Source organism: Burkholderia sp. BCC1985 (genome assembly GCF_905339915.1).
In the GTDB taxonomy this organism is placed as follows: Bacteria; Pseudomonadota; Gammaproteobacteria; order Burkholderiales; family Burkholderiaceae; genus Burkholderia.
The window spans coordinates 1-16,510 of sequence record NZ_CAJPGY010000039.1 but is presented as its reverse complement, the minus strand read 5'-3'; the positions used below and the strand labels follow the sequence as shown (position 1 = coordinate 16,510).

Annotated in this window: 16 protein-coding genes; 12 read left to right on the top strand and 4 right to left on the bottom strand. The window is 67.0% G+C overall.

Features of this window, described 5'->3' with window-relative positions; translation table 11 throughout:
- Positions 1-292: 292 nt before the first annotated feature.
- From U4Z31_RS29095 to U4Z31_RS29045, 11 genes are all read left to right on the top strand, one after another.
- Entirely contained in the window at positions 293-799 is a 507-nt protein-coding gene (locus U4Z31_RS29095) for a hypothetical protein (RefSeq protein ID WP_321812135.1), read from the top strand.
- Positions 800-830: 31 nt separating this feature from the next.
- On the top strand, positions 831-1,328 hold the full coding sequence (locus tag U4Z31_RS29090; protein WP_044848452.1) for an Lrp/AsnC family transcriptional regulator: 498 nt from the start codon (positions 831-833) through the stop codon (positions 1,326-1,328).
- 150 nt (positions 1,329-1,478) lie between these two features.
- Entirely contained in the window at positions 1,479-2,558 is a 1,080-nt protein-coding gene (locus U4Z31_RS29085; RefSeq protein WP_321812134.1) for a homoserine dehydrogenase, read from the top strand.
- A complete protein-coding gene (locus U4Z31_RS29080; protein ID WP_321812133.1) occupies positions 2,555-3,985 on the top strand; it encodes an aldehyde dehydrogenase family protein in 1,431 nt (476 codons plus the stop codon). Before U4Z31_RS29085 ends, U4Z31_RS29080 begins: the two co-directional genes overlap by 4 nt.
- An 80-nt stretch (positions 3,986-4,065) precedes the next feature.
- Complete coding sequence (locus U4Z31_RS29075; RefSeq protein ID WP_321812132.1) at positions 4,066-4,863, top strand: ABC transporter ATP-binding protein; 798 nt, start codon at positions 4,066-4,068, stop codon at positions 4,861-4,863.
- Between the two features lie 31 nt (positions 4,864-4,894).
- Positions 4,895-5,674 (top strand): transporter substrate-binding domain-containing protein, encoded by a 780-nt coding sequence (locus tag U4Z31_RS29070; RefSeq protein WP_321812131.1) that lies wholly within the window; start codon positions 4,895-4,897, stop codon positions 5,672-5,674.
- A gap of 72 nt (positions 5,675-5,746) precedes the next feature.
- The gene (locus tag U4Z31_RS29065; protein WP_124572153.1) at positions 5,747-6,424 is read left to right on the top strand and encodes an ABC transporter permease; all 678 of its coding nucleotides are present in this window, start codon (positions 5,747-5,749) and stop codon (positions 6,422-6,424) included.
- A 13-nt stretch (positions 6,425-6,437) separates the two neighbouring features.
- Complete coding sequence (locus U4Z31_RS29060; RefSeq protein ID WP_124489176.1) at positions 6,438-7,133, top strand: ABC transporter permease; 696 nt, start codon at positions 6,438-6,440, stop codon at positions 7,131-7,133.
- 44 nt (positions 7,134-7,177) lie between these two features.
- On the top strand, positions 7,178-8,347 hold the full coding sequence (locus U4Z31_RS29055) for a trans-sulfuration enzyme family protein (RefSeq protein WP_124523939.1): 1,170 nt from the start codon (positions 7,178-7,180) through the stop codon (positions 8,345-8,347).
- 104 nt (positions 8,348-8,451) lie between these two features.
- Positions 8,452-9,381, top strand: coding sequence for a homocysteine S-methyltransferase family protein (locus tag U4Z31_RS29050; RefSeq protein WP_321812130.1), 930 nt, complete (start codon positions 8,452-8,454; stop codon positions 9,379-9,381).
- Positions 9,378-9,815 carry an Lrp/AsnC family transcriptional regulator gene (locus U4Z31_RS29045; protein ID WP_044848460.1) on the top strand — a complete coding sequence of 146 codons (438 nt, stop codon included), beginning with the start codon at positions 9,378-9,380 and terminating at the stop codon, positions 9,813-9,815. The genes U4Z31_RS29050 and U4Z31_RS29045 overlap by 4 nt, the downstream gene beginning before the upstream one ends.
- A gap of 129 nt (positions 9,816-9,944) precedes the next feature.
- On the opposite strand, the gene pntB is transcribed toward U4Z31_RS29045, so the two are convergent.
- The 4 genes from pntB to U4Z31_RS29025 form a co-directional block, all read right to left on the bottom strand.
- Complete coding sequence (pntB, locus tag U4Z31_RS29040) at positions 9,945-11,360, bottom strand: Re/Si-specific NAD(P)(+) transhydrogenase subunit beta (protein WP_321804160.1); 1,416 nt, start codon at positions 11,358-11,360, stop codon at positions 9,945-9,947.
- 13 nt (positions 11,361-11,373) lie between these two features.
- Positions 11,374-12,978, bottom strand: coding sequence for a Re/Si-specific NAD(P)(+) transhydrogenase subunit alpha (locus tag U4Z31_RS29035; protein WP_321812129.1), 1,605 nt, complete (start codon positions 12,976-12,978; stop codon positions 11,374-11,376).
- Between the two features lie 625 nt (positions 12,979-13,603).
- Positions 13,604-14,194, bottom strand: a complete 591-nt coding sequence (locus tag U4Z31_RS29030) for a dimethylsulfonioproprionate lyase family protein (protein ID WP_321812128.1) — start codon at positions 14,192-14,194, stop codon at positions 13,604-13,606.
- 44 nt (positions 14,195-14,238) lie between these two features.
- The gene (locus tag U4Z31_RS29025; protein WP_321812127.1) at positions 14,239-14,664 is read right to left on the bottom strand and encodes a hypothetical protein; all 426 of its coding nucleotides are present in this window, start codon (positions 14,662-14,664) and stop codon (positions 14,239-14,241) included.
- Here U4Z31_RS29025 and U4Z31_RS29020 point away from each other — a divergent pair.
- Positions 14,663-16,453, top strand: a complete 1,791-nt coding sequence (locus tag U4Z31_RS29020) for an acyl-CoA dehydrogenase (protein ID WP_321812126.1) — start codon at positions 14,663-14,665, stop codon at positions 16,451-16,453. The genes U4Z31_RS29025 and U4Z31_RS29020 overlap by 2 nt on opposite strands.
- Positions 16,454-16,510: the final 57 nt, after the last annotated feature.

Sequence of the window (16,510 nt, the reverse complement as noted above, 5' to 3'; positions counted from 1 at the left end):
TCGCATCGAGGCGATATGATTTCTCCAGCCCCAACACCGTCGGCCGATCCATGAAGCGCGCCAGCATCGCTGCGACGCGGCCCAGCAAGCACAAGAGAGTCGTATGCCGGACACGCCAATCGTCATCGTCGAACATGCCCGCAGGCGAGCCGCTCAAGTCCGGGCCGGCGACGTCCCCGCCGCCTTGCAGGGTGGTCCCAAATGGGTGTGCAGGATCGTGCCGGACCAGATCGTCCCGGATCACGCACAGAGGTCCTGCGAAGGGCACCGATTCGCCGCAGGCACGGCCGACATGCTCGGCCGACTGAAGCCTGCGAACGTCGCGTTGACGGACCCTGTCCCGAGCGCCGGCGGCTGGCTGGCGCGCTCGTCGACCGACGGAGCCGGCCGGTGTCGCGCGTATGCGCATCTCGGTGCGAACCGGATCCTCGAGATGGTCGGCATGCCGGGCGTCGGCCCGTGGCTCGACGAGCACGACACCTGGTGGCCCGGCGCGTACGAGTTGCCGCTGCTCGAACAGTTGTCCGCGAGCGAGTCGCCTCTGCGCGACCTGCTGGGTGCGACTGCACCCGTCCATCTGCTGATGAGCCTGACCGAAGTCGACGGCACCGCACTCGTGACCGAATCGGACGATGGCATCGAGCGTCCGTTCCGAATTCCCGCGGGTGTGGATACGATCCATTTCGCGCCCGTATGTATCTGCGGGCCGGCGGCGCAGTGGCGCGAAACGCTCGTCACCGCGTTCGACCGTGTCCGGCATCTGGTCGGGCTCAGATCGGCCCGCCCTTTCTATCTTTGACGCAAGCACCCGTTCTCCGGCAGACCACGCGATGACCGACGCACTCGACTCCTTCGACCGCAAGATCCTGAATATCGTCCAGCGCGATTGCAGCGCGACCGCGGACGCCATTGCCGAACGGATCGGCCTGTCCACGTCGGCCGTGCAAAAGCGGCTGAAGCGCATGCGCACCGAAAAGATCATTTCGGCGGAAATCGCGGTGGTCGATCGTGCGGCGGTCGGCAGGCCGATGACGTTCATCGCCGCAATCGAGATCGAACGCGAAAACTACGAGACGGTCGCCAGGTTCCGCGAGTGGTCGAAGGCGCATGACGAGATCCAGCAGATCTACTACGTGACCGGCTCCGCCGACCTGATCGCGATCATCACCGCGCGCGACGTCGAGGCGTACGACCGGCTGTCCGCGCGGATCATGCAGAGCAATCCGATGATCCGCCGGATCAACACGAATGTCGTGCTGAGCGCGGTCAAGGTCGGGCTGTTCGTGCCGGTCGACAAGGACGGCGACGACGAACCGCCGGCCGCCTGACGGACTGGTTTCGCGCGGGACGGGCGATCCGTCCGTCCCGCATGACGAATCGCAACGGGTGGTGGCTTGAATCGGGCGAAACGCATAATTTGAAAATCGATTCGCATAACTAACCTGTGTCGTGTGGTCAATGAACAGGAGATGATCGAGATGGAACTCAAACTGGCACTGGTCGGTTTCGGCGGAGTCAATCAGGGACTGGTCGAACTGCTCAAGAAGAAGCGCGCGATGCTGGGTGCGGCGGGACTCGACGTATCGGTGACGATGGTCGCCGACCTGCGGCTCGGGATCGCGACAAATCCTCGCGGTATCGCGCTGGACGTGCTCGACGAAACCGCCCGGCGGGGCGTCGATGCCGAAGCGCTGCGTCGCGATCCCGGCACGCTGGTGTCGCCGGACGTCGGCCTCGGTGCGGTGCTGAAGGCCATCGCGTCGGAACACGTGGACGTCGTCATCGAGGCGACCTTCACCGATCCGACCACCGGTGAGCCCGCGCTGTCGCATTGCCGTACCGCGCTCGAATGCGGCAAGCACGTGATCACGACCAACAAGGGGCCGATCGCGCTCGCGCAGCCGGCACTGGCGCGGATCGCCGCGCAATCGGGGGCGTGCGTGATGTACGAGGGCACGGTGATGAGCGGCACGCCGGTGCTGCGGCAGCTCGCGACCTCGCTGCGCGGCTGCGACATCCGCGGCTTCGCCGGCATCCTGAACGGCACGTCGAACTACGTGCTCGGCGAGGTCGAGGCCGGCGCGAGCTTCGATGCGGCGATCCGCGATGCGCAGCAGCGCGGCTATGCGGAGGCGAACCCGGCGGCCGACGTCAACGGCTCGGACGTACAGCTGAAGGTCGTCATTCTGGCGAACGCACTGTGGAATGCCGGTCTCGAGCGCGCCGACGTGACGTGCCGCGGCATCGTGGAATTGACCGAGCAAGACGTGCGCGCAGCGGCGGCGGAGCGCATGTCCTGGCGGTTGATCGGATCCGCCACCCGCCATCCGGACGGCACCGTTACCGCGAGCGTCGAACCGCGCAAGCTGCCGGCCGGCCATCCGCTGCTGGCCGCGAGCGGCGTGACGAACGCGATCACGTTCGACACCGACGTGCTCGGTGGCGTGACGATCAGCGGGCCGGGTGCCGGGCGCGAGGAAACGGCGTTCGCGATCCTCTCCGACTTGATCGAACTGGCGGACCGGATTGGCGCGGCCTCGCACGAGGTGGCCGCATGAGCGCGCGCGATGCGGTGATGAGCGACTGCACGGGAGCCGGCGTGGCCGATGTGCGGTCGCCGTATGACGGCTCGACCGTCGGCCAGGTTCGTCTGTCGCGAGCCGATGCGGCGCCGCTCCTCGTCGAGCGCGCGCTCGACGGCGCGCGCGCGGCCGCCACCATGTCGCGCAGCCAGCGGGCCGACCTCCTGTTTCGCGCAGCCTCGAGCGTGGAGGCACAAGCGGAGACATTCGCACGCACGATCGCGCTGGAGGCGGGCAAGCCGCTGCGGCAGGCCCGCAAGGAAGTCGCGCGCTGCGTGAACACGCTGCGCCTGTCGGGCGAGGAAGCGAAACGACTCAACGGCGAGACGATCCCGTTCGACGGGTATCCCGGCTCGGAGGATCGCAGCGGCTACTACACGCTGGAGCCGCTGGGCGTGATTCTCGCGATCACGCCCTTCAACGACCCGCTGAACCTCGTCGCACACAAGCTCGGGCCGGCGCTCGCGACCGGCAATGCGGTCATCCTGAAGCCCTCGTTGCTCGCGCCGCTGTCCGCACAGGCGCTCGTCGAGGTCCTGTGGGAAGCCGGTGCGCCGCGCGCCGCGCTGCAGATCGTGCACGGCGGCGCGGATCTCGCGTCCGCGCTGGTGCGCGACCGGCGGATCCGGATGGTGACCTTTACCGGTGGCCCGCAGACCGGCGAGGCCATTACGCGCGATGCGGGACTCAAGAAGATCGCGATGGACCTGGGCGGCAATGCGCCGGTGATCGTCATGGCCGACTGCGACCTGAAGGATGCCGCCGAATCGTGCGTGTCGGGCGCGTTCTGGGCGGCGGGACAGAACTGCATCGGCACGCAGCGGATCTTCGTCGCCGAGGCCGCGTACGAGCCGTTCGTGCGGTATTTCGTCGAACTGACCGGCAGGATGGTCGTCGGCGATCCGCTGGACGATGCGACCGACATGGGGCCGATGATCGGCGAGGAACAGGCGATCCGCATCGAGCGCTGGGTCGACGAGGCAGTGTCGCGCGGTGCGACGGTGCTGACCGGCCATCGGCGACGCGGGGCGCTGTATGAACCGACGGTGCTCGCGGATGTGCCGCACGACGCGCGTGTCTGGACCGACGAGGTATTCGCGCCGGTCGTGACGATCGAGAAATTCACCGACCTGCAGCAGGCGCTCGACGCGGCCAACGCGTCGGAGAGCTGCCTGCATGCAGGCGTGTTCACCAACCGCCTGGAGGTGGCGCTCGGCGCGGCCGAGCGTCTGCAGGCGGGCGGCGTGATGATCAACGACTCGTCCGATTACCGCTTCGACGGCATGCCGTTCGGCGGATTCAAGCATGGGTCGCTGGGCCGCGAAGGCGTTCGGTTCGCGATGACGGACATGACGCAGCCGAAGGTGGTCTGCTTCAGGCGCAACCGGCGGCTGTCGGGCTGATGCGCGAGCGCGGGCCCCTCGCGGGCCGGCGCGGCGCGAACCGCAGCGGTGTGAGCAACGTATCGAGGAAGGAGTCGAGGATGCCAGCAGCAATTCCTGCATGCAAACCGGCGGCGGACGCGCTGGTGGTCGAGGATATTCACAAGTCGTTCGGCGGTGTCGAGGTGCTCAAGGGCATCTCGTTGACCGCGAAGAATCACGAGGTCGTGTCGATCCTCGGCAGTAGCGGGTCGGGGAAAAGTACCTTCCTCAGGTGCATCAACCTGCTGGAAATGCCCGACCGCGGCCGGATCTGCGTGAACGGCGAAACGCTCGCGCTGAAACAGGCGGGCCGCGACGGCGCGCTCGTCGCGGCCGACGCGCGGCAGGTGATGCACGTGCGCCGCAGGCTCGCGATGGTGTTCCAGCAGTTCAATCTGTGGGCGCACATGACCGTGCTGCAGAACGTGATGTTCGTGCCGGTGCGCGTGCTCGGCGTGCCGAAGCGCGACGCCCGCGACAAGGCGATCGCGATGCTCGAACGGGTCGGGCTCGCCGGCAAGTGCGAACACTATCCGAACCAGCTGTCGGGCGGCCAGCAGCAGCGCGTCGCGATTGCGCGTGCGCTCGCGACCGACCCCGACGTGATGCTGTTCGACGAGCCGACGTCGGCGCTCGATCCGGAACTCGTCGGCGAAGTGTTGAAAGTGATGCGCTCGCTGGCCGACGAGGGACGCACGATGCTCGTCGTCACGCACGAGATGGGGTTCGCGCGCGAAGTCGCGAACCGCGTCGTGTTCGTCCACCAGGGACGAATCGAGGAAGACGGCAGTCCTGACGAAGTGTTCGCGAGCCAGAAATCGCCGCGGTTCCAGAAGTTTCTGTCCAGCATCATTTGATGCGGATTCAATGCCAACCGGAGAGGAAACCATGAAAAAGCTGCTTCAGTCGCTGTGCGTGGGCGCGGCATTGCTCGGATCGGTCGCGCAGGCCGAGCAGGTCGTGCGGGTCGGCACGCTCGCCGATTACGCGCCGTTCGAATACAAGGATGCCTCCGGCAAGCTGCAGGGCATGGAGATCGACATCGGCAAGAAGATGTGTGACACGATGAAGGTCAAGTGCCAGTGGGTGACGATGGATTTCGACGCGCTGATTCCGGCACTCAAGGCGAAGCAGATCGATGCGGTGCTCGCGCAAATGTCGAAGACGCCGGAGCGCGAGCAGTCGGTGGACTTCACGCGCATCGTCACGACGGCGCCCGTGCAGCTCGTCGCGAAGCAGGGCTCCGGCATCACGGACAACGCCGCCACGCTGCGCGGCAAGACGATCGGCGTTCAGACGGCCTCGACGCACGAATCCTATCTGCGCCGCCGCCTGCCGGCGAGCAAGTCGGGGATCGACGTGAAGGTCTATCAGACGCTCGACGAGGCCTGGCTCGATCTCGAGGCCGGGCGCGTCGATGCGGTATTCGCCGACAACACGGTCGCGTACGACTGGCTGACGAAGGCCGGCAGGAAGGCAGGCTTCGACTTCGTCGGCAAGCCGATCGCCGATGCGGAGATCTTCGGCGACGGTACGGCGATCGCGGTGCGCAAGGGCGACGTGCCGCTGAAGGCGCTGTTCGACAAGGGCATCGCGCAGGTGCAGGCGGACGGCACGTTCGCCGCGGCCAACAAGCGCTATTTCCCGTTCAGCATCGCGCCGCAATAACCGCGCATCGGAATCGCGCGGGCGCCGGACGGCGGGCCGCGCGATTCCGGTCTTACACGGAGCGACATTACGATGGATATCCTGGTGAACTACGGCGCGCAGATCGCGGCTGGCGCGCTCGTCACGCTGGAGCTGGCGGTCGCCGCGCTGTGCGTCGGCATGCTGCTCGGCATCGCCGGTGCGTCGGCAAAACTGTCGAGCCTCGGGTGGCTCAGGCATGCGACCTATGCGCTGACCAATTTCCTGCGCGGCATTCCCGAGTTCCTGATCCTGTTGATCTGCTACTTCGGGCTGTCGCATTTTCTCAACGCGCAATTCGATGGCGCCGTTGTCATCAGCCCGTTCTCCGCCGGCGTGATCGCGCTCGCCGTGGTGTTCGGCGCGTACTCGTCGGAGATGTTCCGCGGCGCGTTCAGCGCGGTGCCGGCCGGCCAGATCGAAGCCGCGCGCGCGTACGGGATGACACGCCTGCAGACGCTGTGGTACGTGCGGCTGCCGCAGGCGTGGCGCATCTGCCTGCCGAGCCTGAACAACATGTGGCAGAACCTGCTGAAGGACACGTCGCTGGTGTCGATCGTCGGGCTCGAGGACATGTTGCGCAAGGCCAACATCGCCGCGCAGTTCACCAAGCAGCCGTTCGTTTTCTACGTGGCGGTCGGAGTCGTCTATTTCGGCTTTCTCGCCGCATCAAACCCCGTGTTCGCGTGGCTCGAGCGCATTGCGGGCCGCGGTTACGCAGCACGCACCTGAGGAGGGCCATCTGATGAACGACTTTGTTTCCCTCATCGCGCAGTCCGGCCCGGACGTCGCGCGCGGCATCTGGATCACGCTCGAGCTGCTGGTGCTGTCGTGCACCCTGGCGTTCGCGCTCGCGGTGCCGCTGGCGGTCGCGCGCACGTCGGCGTGCCGCTGGCTGTCGACACCGAGCCGGCTGTTCATGTCGGTGTTTCGCGGCACGCCGCTGCTGGTGCAGATTTTCGTGCTGTATTACGGGCTCGCGCAGTTCTCGATCGTGCGTGCATCGCCTCTGTGGCTGCTGGTCGGCGGATCGTTCTCGTGTGCGTTGTGCGCGCTGACGCTCAATCTCGCGGCCTACATGGCCGAAGACATCCGCGGCGGGATCGCCGGCGTCCCCGCCGGCGAGAAGGAGGCCGCGCTCGCGTTCGGGATGAGCCGCTTCATGCTCACCTGGTTCGTGATCGTGCCGCGCGCGATCGGCATCGTCGCACCGACGCTCGGCAACGAGATCGTGCTGCAGCTGAAATCGACCGCGCTTGCCAGCACGATCACCGTGCTCGACCTCACCGGTGTCGCGCGACGCATCTCCATCGAAACCTATACGACCGACGCGCTGATGCTGGCCGGCATCGTGTACGTCGGTATCACGGCGGTGCTTTCGACCGTGCTCAAGCGCGTCGAAGGTCTGCTGAATCGCCATCTGGGCGGCGTGCGTGCCTGACGGGCGCCGCATGAACGCGACACAACGAAAGATCCGAGGACGACATGGGATACAAGCTTGAAACGCTGGCGCTCGCCGCGGACCGCGACGTGACCGACGAGAAGTCGGTCGCGCCGGCGATCCACTATTCGGCGGTGTTCAAGGCAGCTGGCAGCGAGGAATTCGCGGAGATGTCGAGCGTGCCGCAGCATCCGCGCAACTACACGCGCTACGGCAATCCGGTTCACGAGCGCGTGAAGGCGGTCATGGCGGAGCTCGAGGGCACCGAGACCGCGCTCGTCACGGCATCCGGCATGGGCGCGATCGCGACCGCGATCCTCAGTGTCGTGAAGGCCGGCGATCACGTCGTCGGCCAGACGCGTCATTACATGAGCACCACGAAGCTGCTCGACGACATGCTGCGCCGGTTCGGCGTCGAGGTGACGTTCGTCGACCAGACCGACGTGGTCGCGTTCGATCGCGCGATCCGGCCGAACACACGGCTGATCGTGCTCGAGTCGCCGGTCAACCCGCTGCTGCTCGTGACCGACATCGCCGCGGTGACCGAAATCGCCAGAGCCCGCGGCATCCTCACGCTCGCGGACAACACGTTCGCGTCGCCGATCAACCAGCAGCCGCACCGGCTCGGTGTCGACATCGTCGTGCACAGCGCGACCAAGTATCTGGGCGGCCATCACGACCTGACGGGCGGCGTGATCTGCACGAGCCGCGTGCTCGCCGAGCAGATCTGGCATACGCACATCACGCTCGGGTCGGTGCTGTCGCCGATGGACGCGTGGCTGCTGCTGCGCGGGCTGCGCACGCTGCCGATGCGCGTCGAGCGGATCAATGCGAACGCCCAGGCGCTCGCCGAATTCCTCGAAGCGCACGCGAAGATCGAGCGCGTGTTCTATCCGGGCCTGCGCAGCCATCCGCAGCATGGGCTCGCGTGCCGGCAGATGCGCGGTTTCGGCGGCGTGGTCGCGTTCGGCGTGCGGGGAAGCTACGGCGAAGCGCAGCGCTTCGTCGAGGCGCTGCGCCTGCCGCTGAATGCAGGCAATCTCGGCGGCGTCGATTCGCTCGCGATCCATACGGCATCGATGTGGGCGGGCACGATGTCGGCGGAGCAAATGCGCGCTGCCGACATCCCGCTCAATTTCATCCGCTATTCGGTCGGCATCGAGCACATCGACGACCTGAAAAGCGATATCGCGCAAGCATTGGCGCAGATCTGACACGGACCCGCGCGCACGCTCGGTCGACGCCCCACGCGCGTCGCGCCGACCTTTGAATCGATGCGGGCACGAGCCGCGCGGATTGCAACGACGGAGCACGGACTATGCAAGACATCACAGTACTCGACGGCGGCATGGGGCGCGAACTGGCGCGCATGGGGGCGCCGTTCAGGCAGCCGGAATGGTCGGCACTCGCGCTGATGGAAGCGCCGCATTACGTCAGCCTTGCGCACGACGCGTTCATCGCGGCGGGTGCCGACGTGATCACCGCGAACAGCTATGCGGTCGTGCCGTTCCATATCGGCGAAGCGCGGTTCCGCCGCGACGGTGTCGCGCTCGCGGCACTTGCCGGGCAACTCGCGCGGCAAGCGGCGGACCGCGCAGCGCGGCCCGTGCGCGTCGCGGGATCGCTTCCGCCGACCGGCGGTTCCTACCGACCCGACCTGTTCGACGCGGCGTGCGCGGATGCGATCCTGGCGACGCTCGTCGACGGGCTCGATCCCTACGTCGACCTGTGGCTGGCCGAGACGCAGAGCCTGACCGACGAGATCGGCGCGGTCCGGCGTGCGCTCGGTGCGAATCCGAAGCCGCTCTGGGTCTCGTTCACGCTGCGTGACGACGTCGACGCAGGCGCCACGCCGGTACTGCGATCGGGACAGACGCTCGACGAAGCGATCGACGCCGCCGTGTCCGCGCGCGCGACCGCGCTGCTGTTCAACTGCAGCCAGCCGGAGGTGATGGGTGCGGCGATCGAGACGGTGCAGCGCACGCTCGCGAACACCCGAACGTCGCTCGCGATCGGCGCCTATGCGAACGCGTTTCCGCCTCAGCGCGCCGATGCGCGCGCGAACGAGGAACTCGACGGCCTGCGCTGCGACGTCGATCCGCCCGGCTATGCAAGATGGGCGGAGCAGTGGCTTGGCCTGGGCGCGCGGATCGTCGGCGGGTGTTGCGGAATCGGCCCCGGCCACATCGCGGCATTGCGCGACGCGGTCGATGCACGCGGCGCCGCGCACACCGGGTTCGGCCAATGAAGATCGACGGCCTGGACCAGAAGATCATCGACGCATTGTGTGCCGATGCGCGGATACCGCTCGCGGTATTGGCCGACCGGATCGGTCTGTCCAGGCAGGCGGTCCGCAACCGGATCGACCGGCTCGAAGCGCTGAACATCATCGCAGGCTATACGGTGCGGCTCGCATTGCCCGACGATGTCGTGCCGGTGCGCGCCGTGATGCTCGTGTATCGCCGGGACCGGATGCGCGGCGCGGACGTGCTCGCCGCACTCGAGCGGATCGCCGAGGTGCGCGATTGCGCGGTCCTCAGCGGCGAGGTCGATTTGCTGGTGCAGATCGAGGCGGCCACGCACGAGCGCATCAGCGACATCTGGGCAACGATCAGCGCGCTGGACGGCGTGCAAAACATGACGACCAGTTTCGTGCTCGACTCCGTCGTCCACAAGCGCTGACCAAACCGGTGCAACGGGAAAAGGGCAGGCGGGGGAGGCTGCGCGTCGTCCGGTTCGGCGTCCGCGACGGCGTATCGAAGCCACGCGGCGCTGGAGCGGCTTGCTGCCGCTCCACGCGCGTGGCCGTACTCAGGCTTTCAGTGCGCCGAAGATTTCATTGAGCATCGACTTCGCATCGCCGAACAACATGCGGTTGTTGTCCTTGTAGAACAGCGGATTGTCGACGCCCGCATAGCCGGACGCCATGCTGCGCTTCATCACGATCGACGTCTTCGCCTTCCACACTTCCAGCACCGGCATGCCGGCGATTGGGCTCGACGGGTCGTCCTGCGCGGCCGGGTTCACGATGTCGTTCGCGCCGATCACCATCGACACGTCGGCTTCGGGGAAATCGCCGTTGATCTCGTCCATCTCCAGCACGATGTCGTACGGCACCTTCGCTTCGGCCAGCAGCACGTTCATGTGCCCCGGCATGCGGCCCGCGACCGGGTGGATCGCGAAACGCACGTCGACACCCTTCTCGCGCAGCAGCTTCGTCAGCTCGAACACCGTGTGCTGGGCCTGTGCGACGGCCATCCCGTAGCCGGGCACGATGATCACGCGCTTCGCTTCGCGCAGCAGCTCGGCCGTCTCCACTGCGCTCACCGCGACCGCTTCGCCGGCCGGCTGCGCGGCGCCGCCGCCGGCTGCCGCCGGTGCGCCCGCGCCGCTGCCGAAGCCGCCCGCGATCACGCTGATGAAGTTGCGGTTCATCGCGCGGCACATGATGTACGACAGGATCGCACCCGACGAGCCGACCAGCGCGCCGATCACGATCAGCAGGTCGTTGCCGAGCATGAAGCCGGTGGCGGCTGCCGCCCACCCCGAGTAGCTGTTGAGCATCGACACCACGACCGGCATGTCCGCGCCGCCGATCGCCATCACCATGTGCACGCCGAACAGCAGCGAGATCACGGTCATCACGACGAGCGGCAGCATGCCGTCCTGGATGCTTTCCGCATGCAGGAACGCGCGGCCGTAGTAGATCACGATCAGCAGCGCGGCCAGGTTCAGCCAGTGCCGTGCCGGCAGCAGCAGCGGCTTGCCGCCGATCTTGCCCGACAGCTTGCCGAACGCGATGATCGAGCCCGCGAAGGTGACGGCACCGATCAGGATGCCGACATAAATTTCCACTTCGTGGATCGCCTTCTCGGCGCCGGTGAACTGCAGCGACGTGTCGATGTAGCTCGCGAAGCCGACGAGGCAGGCCGCGAGACCGACCAGGCTGTGCATCAGCGCGACCAGTTCCGGCATCTGCGTCATCTGCACCTTCTTCGCCGCGTACAGGCCGACCGCGCCGCCCACGACGAGCGCGGCGATCACGTACGGAATGCCGGCGGCCGACACGCGCGGCCCGGCCACGGTGGCCAGCACGGCGATCAGCATGCCGATCATGCCGAGCAGGTTGCCGCGGCGCGCGGTTTCGGGGTTCGCGAGGCCGCCGAGGCTCAGGATGAACAGGATCGCGGCGCCGATATAGGAGACGGTAGTCAGGTTGGAAGTCATTATTGTCGTCCCCTTATTTGCGGAACATCGCCAGCATGCGGCGCGTGACCGCGAAGCCGCCGAACATGTTGACGGCCGTGAGCGTGAGCGCGCCGACCGCGAGACCGAGGATCAGCCCGGACGGACGATCGCCGGCGTTGGCCAGCTCACCGAGGGGCGGTGCGACCTGCACGAGCGCGCCGATCGCGATGATCGACGAGATCGCGTTGGTCACGCTCATCAGCGGCGTGTGCAGCGATGGCGTGACGTTCCAGATCACCATGTAGCCGACGAAGCACGCGAGCACGAACACCGTGAAGTGCGACAGGAAGCTCGCCGGCGCGAACTGGCCGACCAGCAGGAACGCCAGCGCGCCGATCGCGAACACGATCGCGAGCGCCTTGGCCGACATCGGCTCGCCGCTGTGGCCATGACCTTTCGACTTCGCCGGCGCCGCGACTGCCGCGGGTGCGGCCGCTGCAGGCTTGGGCGCGACGGCCGCCTGCTTGATCGGCGGCGGCGGCCACGTGACGTTGCCTTCCTTGATGACGGTGAGGCCGCGGATCGCGTCGTCGTCGAAGTCGACGTTGATCGTGCCGTCCTTGGCCTTGCACAGCTCTTCGATCACGCGCAGCAGGTTGGTCGCATAGAGCGTCGACGACTGCCGCGACAGGCGCGACGCGAGATCGGTATAGCCGACGATGGTCACGCCGTGGCGCACCACGGCTTCGCCGGGCACCGTGAGTTCGCAGTTGCCGCCCTGTTCGGCGGCCATGTCGACGATCACGCTGCCGGGCTTCATCGACTGCACCATCTCGGCGGTGATGAGCTTCGGCGCCGGCTTGCCGGGGATCAGCGCGGTCGTGATGATGATGTCGGCGTCCCTGGCCTGCTGCGCATACATCGCGCGCTGCGCCTGCTGGAAGCCCTCGCTCATCACCTTCGCGTAGCCGCCGCCGCCCGAGCCTTCCTCTTCGTAGTCGACCTTGACGAACTCGCCGCCCAGCGACTTGACCTGATCGGCGACCTCGGCGCGCGTGTCGTTCGCGCGCACGATCGCACCGAGGCTCGCGGCCGTGCCGATCGCGGCCAGACCGGCCACCCCGGCGCCGGCGATGAACACCTTCGCCGGCGGGATCTTGCCGGCCGCCGTGACCTGGCCGTTCAGGAAGCGGCCGAACGCATGCGCGGCCTCGATCACCGCGCGATAGCCGCTGATGCCGGCCATCGACGTGAGCGCGTCCATCTTCTGCGCGCGCGACAGCGTGCGCGGCAGCGAGTCGATCGCCAGTACGGTAGCGCGCTTCGCGGCCAGCTGCTGCATCAGCTCGGGATTCTGCGCGGGCCACACGAAGCCGATCAGCGCGCCGCCTTCGCGCATCAGCGCGACTTCGTCGGCGCTCGGCGGGCGCACCTTGAGCACGATGTCGCTGCCGGACCAGAGCTCGGCCGCCGTGGCGGCGATGCTCGCGCCGGCCGCGCGGTACGTGTCGTCGTCAAAGTTCGCGCCGGCACCGGCGCCGCTTTGGACGGCCACCGAAAACCCCAGCTTGATCAGTTTCTCGACCACCTCGGGAACGGTCGCAACGCGCCGTTCGCCGGTGGCTGTCTCCAGAGGAACCCCAATCTGTAATGTCATAGTGTGAAAGATGGGTGATGGCCATCGCGAAGCGCTCGGGCCGGTGCGTCAAGGTAACAGAATCAGGTGTGTGTTTAGTGGCTCGCGCGAGGGTTCGCAGTAAAAATGGAACGACCGTTCGCTGGGCGCGAATAGAGTATGCCCGATAACAACGGCGCCATCGAGGACACAAAATCGTCGAACGCGTCTTCTGCCGTGCTGTTGCGTTTTATCCACGCGCGGGCGATATCGCGTCGACCGAATGGAGGTTGACGAGGCGGTCGGACCGCTGCTTCCGCCGTGCGGCGCGGCTGCGTGAGCCGGCCGCCGCGCTGTGGGCTGCACGGGCCTCCCATGACCGGCGTCCTTCGCCGGTTCCCATGGCCGGCTTCCGGTCGATGGCCTCGCCGCTCGTTGCCCGGTCGGCTCGCCTTCCTTCGGATGATTTCGTCGGCGTACACGGAAGCTGGAGATTCGGGCAGGCGTCGAATCGTTTCGCTTACACGCATACCGGCATGATCGGGCCGATCGCGAAACGCCTGGGTACCGTTCAACAGTGGTTTGAAACAATCCGGACCGACCGGTAGGTCAATGGCCGGGCGCTCACCGTGGGCGGATCCGTCAGCGCATCGTGACGATCGTCGGATCAATTCAGCAGGCACCATATCGCGAGGAACGGCGTATCGCCGGCGCGCATCGCATGCAGCGTGCCGGGCGGGTTGTGGATGCCGCCACCGATACCGGGATCGAACCATTCGCCGTTCTGCTGCCGGAATTTACCGGCGGTCAACAGCACGTACGCTTCCTCCGGCGCGTGACCATGATCCGGATATCTGACGCCGGGCATCATCAGCGAGAAGCCGAGCTGAATGTCGTCGCGGCTCTCCGCGCCGCCGGGCCCGCAGATCATCGCGTTCGCGTGCCCGTCGATGTAGTTGGGGCTGCCGTCCTTGCCCGACGTGCGACGCGACCATCCGACCACGGGTTCGAGCGACCCGATCAGCCGTGCAACCGTGGCGAAGGTCGGGCTGACGTGCGCGACCGACTTGAGCGCCGGGGCGAGCCATGCGCAGGCGGGGTAGCGCTCCGCGAGCCGCGTTCCGTTGTCCGACGGCGTTTGCAGCCGCGCGAATACTTTCGGCGCGAATGCGCGCGCGGCGGGGGGAAGCCGGTCCGACTGGAACAGTTCGCCGGCGATCCGGACGAAATCCGCGATGTGCTTCGGGCGTTCACTCATGCTGGTCTGTGCTCCGGTGCTCGCTGGCTTGATGAGACGAAAGTCTATGCAGAAACGTGCCGGCCCGGGCAGCGAAAAACGGCGGCCGATTTGGCGCCGGCCGCCATGTGCTCGGCGCGGTTGCCGTCGCACGCGCTCAGGCCGGCATCCTTCGGCGATGTCCATGATCGTCTCCCGGTTTTCGGCTTCGCCGGTCGTTCGAGCCGCCGCCCGGCCCGTCCGGCCGGCAGGCCGATTGCGCATCGTTTATGCTGGAAACGGCACCCGAACCGCCCCGCCCGGACGCCCGTTTCCGCCATCGCCCCGCGCATCGTGTGGCCGGTTTTGTCACCATGTGGGCCGGATATGACAATGGAAAACCGCCGGCGCGGCATTACGATGGGCCACGACGTCGCCTGGCGCTGGCCGGTTTTGCCGCAGCCGCCCGGGCCGCGCGCCTCATTCACCGCCTGATTTGGAACATCGACCATGAGCTATAACGCCCCTGTCAAGGACATGCTGTTCGTGCTGAAGGAACTCGCGGGCATCGACACCGTTGCGCAGTTGCCGGGTTTCGAGGACGCCGGCTATGACACGGCGCAGGCCGTACTCGACGAATCCGCGAAATTCTGCGACGAGGTGCTGGCGCCGCTGAACGTCGAGGGCGACCGCAACCCGAGCAGCTGGAAGGACGGCGTCGTGACCGCGACGCCGGGTTTCGGCGCCGCGTTCCGCCAGTTCGTCGAAGGCGGCTGGCAAGGTCTGCAGCATCCGGCCGAATACGACGGCCAGGGGCTGCCGAAGCTGATCGCGACGCCGTGCATCGAGATGCTGAATGCGGCGAACCTGTCGTTCGCGCTGTGCCCGCTGCTCACCGACGGCGCGATCGAGGCGCTGCTGACGGCCGGCACCGACGAACAGAAGCAGCGCTACGTGCCGAAGCTGATCTCGGGTGAATGGACCGGCACGATGAACCTGACCGAGCCGCAGGCCGGTTCGGACCTGGCGCTGGTGCGCTCGCGCGCCGAGCCGGAGGGCGACGGCACGTACAAGGTGTTCGGCACGAAGATCTTCATCACGTGGGGCGAACACGACATGGCGGACAACATCGTCCACCTGGTGCTCGCGCGCACGCCGAACGCGCCGGAGGGCGTGAAGGGTATTTCGCTGTTCATCGTGCCGAAATTCCTGGTCAACGACGACGGCTCGCTCGGCGCGCGCAACGACGTGCACTGCGTGTCGATCGAGCACAAGCTCGGGATCAAGGCGAGCCCGACCGCGGTGCTGCAGTACGGCGACAACGGCGGCGCGATCGGCTACCTCGTCGGCGAGGAGAATCGCGGCCTCGAATACATGTTCATCATGATGAACGCCGCGCGCTTCGGCGTCGGGATGCAGGGGATCGGCGTGGCCGACCGTGCCTACCGGAAGGCCGCGGAATTCGCGAAGGAGCGCGTGCAGAGCCGCCCGGTCGACGGGTCGGCCAAGCAGTCGGTGACGATCATCCATCACCCGGACGTGCGCCGCATGCTCGGCACGATGCGCGCGCTGACCGAGGGCGCGCGGGCGCTCGCGTACGTCGCAGCCGCGCACAGCGACATTGCCCACCGCCATTCGGACGAGGCGACGCGCACGCGTCATCAGGCAATCTACGAATATCTGGTGCCGGTCGTGAAGGGCTGGAGCACGGAGATGGTGAACGACGTGGCGAGCCTCGGCGTGCAGGTGCACGGCGGGATGGGCTTCATCGAGGAAACCGGCGCCGCGCAGTACTACCGCGACGCGCGGATCCTGGCGATCTACGAAGGCACGACCGCGATCCAGGCGAACGACCTGGTCGGCCGCAAGACGATGCGCGATGGCGGCGCGGTGGCGAAGGCGCTGATCGCGGAGATCGGTGACACCGTCGCGGCGCTCGGCAAGGTCGACGGCGCGGCGGCCGCGTCGATGAAGGCGCAGCTGGAGAAGGGTGCGCGCGCGCTGTCGACGGTGGTGGACTACGTGGTCGCGAACGTGAAGCAGGACCCGAACGCGGTGTTCGCGGGCAGCGTGCCGTACCTGAAGCTGGCGGGCGTCGTGCTGTGCGGATGGCAGATGGCGCGCGCGCTGCTGGCGGCGCACGCGAACCGCGCGAGCGACACGGCGTTCTTCGATGCGAAGATCGCGATCGCACAATGCTATGCGGAACACGTCCTCGTGCAGGCAGGCGGGCTCGAAGCGTCGATCGTCGGCGCGAAGGGCAACGAGAGCGTGCTCGCGTTGACGGAAGACCAGTTCTGACCGTAACGGTCGGGGCGCAGGAGGAGACAGGATTTTGACCACACAGGACTTGCTCGC